General features: G+C 64.7%; 5 protein-coding genes and 1 pseudogene. All 6 read right to left on the bottom strand.

Annotated features, from left to right (window positions below; all coding sequences use genetic code 11):
* Positions 1-131: 131 nt before the first annotated feature.
* A complete protein-coding gene (virB11, locus tag VGD20_RS10020) occupies positions 132-1,124 on the bottom strand; it encodes a P-type DNA transfer ATPase VirB11 (RefSeq protein WP_331134301.1) in 993 nt (330 codons plus the stop codon).
* Positions 1,121-2,218, bottom strand: coding sequence for a TrbI/VirB10 family protein (locus tag VGD20_RS10015; protein WP_331134300.1), 1,098 nt, complete (start codon positions 2,216-2,218; stop codon positions 1,121-1,123). Before VGD20_RS10015 ends, virB11 begins: the two co-directional genes overlap by 4 nt.
* Entirely contained in the window at positions 2,215-2,928 is a 714-nt protein-coding gene (locus VGD20_RS10010) for a TrbG/VirB9 family P-type conjugative transfer protein (RefSeq protein WP_331134299.1), read from the bottom strand. The genes VGD20_RS10015 and VGD20_RS10010 overlap by 4 nt, the downstream gene beginning before the upstream one ends.
* Positions 2,925-3,707 (bottom strand): virB8 family protein, encoded by a 783-nt coding sequence (locus VGD20_RS10005; protein ID WP_331134298.1) that lies wholly within the window; start codon positions 3,705-3,707, stop codon positions 2,925-2,927. The genes VGD20_RS10010 and VGD20_RS10005 overlap by 4 nt, the downstream gene beginning before the upstream one ends.
* Complete coding sequence (locus tag VGD20_RS10000) at positions 3,704-4,921, bottom strand: type IV secretion system protein (protein WP_331134297.1); 1,218 nt, start codon at positions 4,919-4,921, stop codon at positions 3,704-3,706. Before VGD20_RS10000 ends, VGD20_RS10005 begins: the two co-directional genes overlap by 4 nt.
* Before the next feature lie 2 nt (positions 4,922-4,923).
* Positions 4,924-5,880, bottom strand: a pseudogene (locus VGD20_RS09995) (VirB4 family type IV secretion/conjugal transfer ATPase); the annotation flags it as partial.

Raw genomic sequence — 5,880 nt, 5'->3', positions numbered from 1 at the left:
CGCTGAACAGGGGATCTCTCGCCTTAAATCGCAATCTCGAGCAAGTTATGACAATAGTGCGCCCGCGAACCCAAGGTCACCGATGGCATGGAGTTTCCGCCGCCAATAATGCCCGCGGAATTGCTTGGCGCCTATCGCCCCCGTACCAACATGCCCGACACGCTCCGCCCAGCCGCATCGCGGCTGAGTTGCAGCACTACATCGACGGTCATCCGTACATAAGCGAGGATATCTTCGCGCTGGAGAGTCGAACCTCCTTCCAGAACAAGCAAAGCCAACTGCTCGAACGCCCGCTCGACGGTGTCGGCGTGAATCGTCGTCATCGATCCGGGATGGCCGGTGTTGATCGCGCGCAGGAAGGCAAAGGCTTCCGGGCCGCGCAGCTCGCCAAGAATGATGCGGTCAGGCCGCATACGGAGCGAGGCTGAGACAAGGTCATTGGCCGTGACATGCGCCTCGCCGAGCGCGCTCCGTGCCGCAATCAATCCGACGGCATTTTCGTGCTTCAACCGGATCTCGGGTGTATCCTCGATCAGGATCAGCCGCTCGTCGGCAGGAATCTCGCGGATCAGCGCGTTGAGAAAAGTCGTCTTGCCTGACGACGTGCCGCCCGAGATCAGAATGTTGAGCCGACCGCGCACGGCCTCACGGAGTGCGTTTCCGATATCCCCGGCATCGACCAGCTTGCGGACATGGTCGATCGCCGCCGGCTGCGCAATCCCCGCAGTCCGAACCCCGCGAAAGGCATCCGCCGACACATAATCGTCGAGCGTGAGGTCTGCAGACACATGCTTGCGAATCGCGATCGCCAGTTCGCCACGCGTCGCCGGCGGCTGGACGATCTGGATGCGCGAACCGTCGGGCAAGCTCGCAGAAAGCAGTGGATGTTCGCGGCTGATGCCCTGATGATTGAGCGCCGCGACCTGACGAGCCAGCCGAGCCAGAAGCGCACTATCAAGCGCCGGGGCATCGTGACGCTCGATCGCCCCACCAAGCGTTTCGATCCATAATTCGCCGGGACGATTGATACAGATGTCGGTGACGTCGGCCCGATCGAGTGCGAATGACAGAGGTGCGAGATAGCTGCCAAGATAGATGCGGTCAGCGACATCCGTGGTGGTCATTGCGCCGTCTCGACCCCCGTGAAGTCGAGATCGCGCGCGACGAATACGCTGACGCTCGTCCCCTGGCGAACGCTAAGCGTCGGCGGGATCTGAGTGGCTGGCGTCGTTGCAGCAGTGCCCGGGAACGAGCCAGGAAGCGCGACGACCACAGAATCCCCTGCCGACCGCGCGGCAAGATTGCCGCCGATCAGCATAGCGGTCTGGAGGATTGAGCCCGCGAAGCGTTCGAAGAAGTGGCTGTTGACCCTCGCACGCACGCCGCCGACGCCAACCGGGTCGGTGGCGGGCGATCCAATCGAGATCGTCACGCCGTCGGGACGGATCAGCCGCGTCCAGGTCACGAACGCGCGCTTCTGTCCCGGACTCGTATCGGAAGCATATTCGCCGATCAGGCGGCTGCCGCGTGGGATCAGCACGCGGGTGCCGTCAAAGCCGCGGATATCGCGCTGCACCAAAGCGCGCGCAAAGCCCGCACCGGTCGAATCGAGCGCAGTCTCGAGAACGGCGGGAATGAGCATACCCTGCGGCACAGTCGTCGCGCGGTTGGACATTGCGCCTGCCCGGCTGCGGGCGGCGGTGCTCGCTTGGGCCTGCGCAGCTCCACTCTCGGCCGCCGGCGCCGTACGCTCTCCGACAGGTAGCGCCTGCGAGCTGTCGATCACGAGGATCGCGCCGCCGCTGGTGCGCGAGGGAGCGGCAGGAGCCGATGGCGAACCGTAGGATTGCGGCGGGGACGAGACGGGTGGATCCCGTGTCGGCACCGGGGCGGCTTGTGGCCGCAACGGCGGCGTTAGCTGCACCGCGATCGCCGGAGCCACAGGCGGCGGGGGCGCCGCCGCCCGTGGCTCCGACGGGATGTAGAGGGTCGGCAGCGCCTGCGAAGCACCGACAAGATCGGCGCGCGTGGGTCGGACCGCTGGCGCCGACAGGGCGCGGCGTCGGGCATCGAGGATCGTAAAGAGCAGGATGCCGGCCAGAACCGCGCCGATGACGATTGCCGTGCTCGACAATCCGGTGCGCGGTCGCACGATACGGGGCATGACACCGCGTTCTGCGGGCTCGCCGGGGGAAGCGCCCAGGTTTGGCGTGCTCATGGGTTGCCGCCTTCCTTTGTATCGCTTCGCGGCAGATAGCGCTTGGCGCGCGCAGTCTTGCGGTCAATGCGGAACAGTAACTGATCCTGAACGCTGTCGATCACGTAGAGGCCTCCACGCATGTTACCATTGGCGAGCCGCTCGCGACCGAGATCGTCGATAATGAAGACTGCGGGGAGCGCGACGTCCTGCGGCCAGTCAATATAGGTCCTGGCACCATCGTCGTGCATGCGAACGGGCCACATCGAACGGGTGCCTCCGAGGCGATACAGACCAACCGTGGCAGCCCCGACCGTCCCTGCGGACATATTGCCGTCCGGCTCGGCGGGATAACGAAACCGGACCTCATAGGGCGGCGGCCCATTGGCCGGCACCAGATCGAACGCATAGAAGCGCGCACTGGTAATGACAGTCATGTTGGTACTGACACCATCTTGCGTCGGCCGCACGAAGAGCAGATTGCCGCTCTGGCTCGCGACCGCCTGCCACGCACCGCTGTCACCGAGCGCCACATTCTCGATACGTTCATCGGGTGCGAGCGCGATCATGACCTGATAGCCGGGCGCGCCTTCGATCTGGACCACCTGTTCGCGCCGGTAATCGATCGTCTGCATACGCGCGTCGCCATATCCCGGCTGGGGACGAATTTGGGCGCTCGCATTCGCACCGAAGAGCGCCAGCAGGATAGCAAGGGCGAAACGCGCCGTCATGGCCTGCCCGGTACCGCCGGACCGGCGCTCGGTGCCGGCAATGCTGCCGCACCCGATGTAGCGCCTACGGGTGCCGCTACCGCAGCAGGCTCGGGCGCCGTCAGCGCCTCGGGGCTCTTGCGGTACGAGCTTACCTTGAACCCGAGCGGATTGATCATCCGATCGGCGGCGCTCATCGGCTCGCCGCTGTAGCCATAGCGGACGATGGCGACCCAAGGCTGCGCGGGATGCGCCTTGCCGCCCGAATCGCGGCGCTGCGTATCGAAGCGGACCATCGCCGTGTCATCGTTCATCGGCGTCACGCTCTTGACCTGCACGTCGACCAACGAAGACCGTGGCAGTCGGACGAGCGGGCTATCCGGATTGGAGACCTGGAGCTCGGCAAGATAATTGTCGCGCGCCGAACCCGCCGACCAGAGGCCGATCTTGCGATAATCGCTCTGCACCGTATCGATATCGAACCCTTCGCGGGCGATCACATATTGAACGAGGAAGGATTGGGTGAGCGCCCGATCGCGCGAGATCGTTTCGCCCTCGAGCGGCTTCAACTGCTGAACGAACCCCGTCTGGCGGTCGACCAGCAGCGTGTAGGGCTCGACCGTCTTTAGCGGCGTAAGGAAAAGGAGCGCCAGCGCCTCGCATACCGCGATTACGGAAGCCCCGCCCGCGACCCACCAGGCGGTGCGGCGCGAGGCGCGAAGCGCGTCACCGCGGTCCTTCGCCCAGCTATCGGCTTCGGCATAATAGGCGTCGAGCGCTTCTTGGGCGGACTTTTTCATAGACGCTTGTCCCTGGCAATCGCGCGTGAGGAGATACGGCTACGGGTCCGACGGCTCGATCGATCCTGCTCGGGCAAACGGTCCATTCGATCCCCTCTGTTCTGTCCGGCAAGACTACGCGCCATATGGGCCGCTCGCGAGCCACGTGCGCCCTCGGCTGCCGTCGTCTCGCGGCGCTGGTTAATCGCAATAGCATCGGCGACCGCCGCTGCACGCGACCGGCTTTCGATCGGAGGATAGGCGGCGGCCGTCGTGCGGGCTTGCTCGACCTGCTGCGCAGCCCCAGCGGCCCAGCCGGTCTGCAGTGTCGACAGCCATGCGGGAATCCTGAGGCTTATCGCAACGCGCGCAGTCAGCCACATCACAGCTCCCAAGGCGATCGCAAAGATAATGGAGGCGGCGAAGAGCTGAGCCGGTGCGCCCACGATATCCAGATCGCTTGCGCGCCTTGCCAGCAGAGTGGCCACCCACGGCTCGACAAAGGCAAGCTCGATCCCCAGGGTAAGGGCAATGGCGAGACTTCCAAGTGCCGTGCCGATCAACGCCTTGAGCCACCCCTCGAACAACCCTCGCGTTCCATCGAAGAGCAAGAAAACCGCGAATAAGGGAGCAAGCGATAGCAGGATCGCAGCCGCGATCCGAACGATGGCGAAAGACGCCACGGTCGAGACGAGGAAGATCACGCGTGAAAAACCGAGCGCGAAGCTGTCGAAGCCCAGAAACGGGGGCGGCGGCACCGACGGCATGAGCGGGCGCCCATCGGGACCAAGCGGGGCCGGGCCGACCCCGTCAATCGCAAGGACTTTCAGTGCCTGGTCGACGCCGTCGATCCGCCCGACCAGACCGCCGCCACTACCCGGGAGGTTGGCCGCGCCGCCGATCGTCGAGGCGAGTTCGGCCGGCCCGCGCAGAATGAAGTCATAGATCAGCGTCTGATAGGCGGGCCAGCTCGTTGCAAGCACGAGGACGAGGCCGATCTTGACGAACGTCAGCACGCCTTCGCGAATGGTCGGCGTGTGCCCGAGGAGCATCCGGTAGCCGAGAAGGGCTATCAGCAAGGTGACCATGCCGGTCAGGAGGACCGACGCCGTCGATCCGGGTACCGCGAGTGCCTGGTAGCCCTCGGCACCGATCAGCTGCGCCTGGCAGTCGAGGAAGCGCAGGATGCTTGGAGCAAAGCTTTCGGGGCTCGGGATGGCGTCGCAGACGGCCACGATCAGGCGCGCTCCATCAGCGCGTCGTACCAGGCTTCGGGCGCATCGCCATGCGCGGCGCGCAGCTCGTCGAGCAGCCGCACCGTCCGCTCGCGTCCCGACAGGATCGTCAACAGCTCGCGTTCGCCCGACAGATTGAGGCGGACTACCACGCTTTCATTGCCATGCTTAATGAGGAAACAATGCGCCGTGTCGGGAAGCGCGCGCACGAGCTCATATTCATGTGGTGTGAGACCAAAGCCGTTCACATAGTCTTCGGCGCGCGCTTTCGGGTTGGCCATGAATATCTGGGTCGCCGCCTGCTCGATGATGGCGCTCGCGATCCGGCTTTCGAGCGCATCCTGCGCACTCTGCGTCGCAAAGCCCACGATGCCGTTGCGCTTGCGGATCGTCTTTTCCCAATCCTTGATCCGGCGGACAAAGACGTCGTCGTCGAGCGCCTTCCATCCTTCGTCGACGACGATGATGGCCGGGCTGCCGTCGAGCCGCTCCTCGACGCGGTGGAAGAGATACATCATCGCGGGTGTGCGCACCGCCGGGTCATCGAGTATCTGCGTCATGTCGAACCCGACCGAGTGGATCGTCAGGTCGGTCGCATCCTCTTCATTATCGAACAGCCAGGCCCGCTCGCCGTCGCCCCACCATGGTCGGAGGCGTGACCAGAGATCATCGGCATGCGGACGATGGCCGCCTCGGAAGAGTTCGACGATATGGCGGAGTCGGCGATGGTGCGGCGGCTGCGCATAGTTCGCATCGACTGCGTCCTTGATCTGGGCCAATTCCCCGACGTCGACCTTGCCCGCGAGCAGCGCGAGCCAGTCGATGAGAAACTGCCGATTGGCCGGCGTGTCCTCCAGTCGAAGCGGATTGAGCCCCGATGGTGTTCCCGGACGCAATACGTCGTAGCGCCCGCCGATCGCCCGAACGAAGAGTTCGCCTCCGCGGTCCTTGTCGAAGAA

Origin of the sequence: Sphingopyxis sp. (genome assembly GCF_036402335.1) — a bacterium.
Lineage (GTDB): Bacteria > Pseudomonadota > Alphaproteobacteria > Sphingomonadales > Sphingomonadaceae > Sphingopyxis.
The sequence above is the reverse complement of the archived record's forward strand: the minus strand, read 5'-3'. Positions and strand labels throughout refer to the sequence as shown.

Bases quoted from the DNA above. Each gene is read 5' to 3' on its own strand.
- VGD20_RS10015 (WP_331134300.1), bottom strand. From the start codon at position 2,218: ATGAGCACGCCAAACCTGGGCGCTTCCCCCGGCGAGCCCGCAGAACGC.
- VGD20_RS10005 (WP_331134298.1), bottom strand. From the start codon at position 3,707: ATGAAAAAGTCCGCCCAAGAAGCGCTCGACGCCTATTATGCCGAAGCC.
- VGD20_RS10010 (WP_331134299.1), bottom strand. From the start codon at position 2,928: ATGACGGCGCGTTTCGCCCTTGCTATCCTGCTGGCGCTCTTCGGTGCG.
- virB11 (WP_331134301.1), bottom strand. From the start codon at position 1,124: ATGACCACCACGGATGTCGCTGACCGCATCTATCTTGGCAGCTATCTC.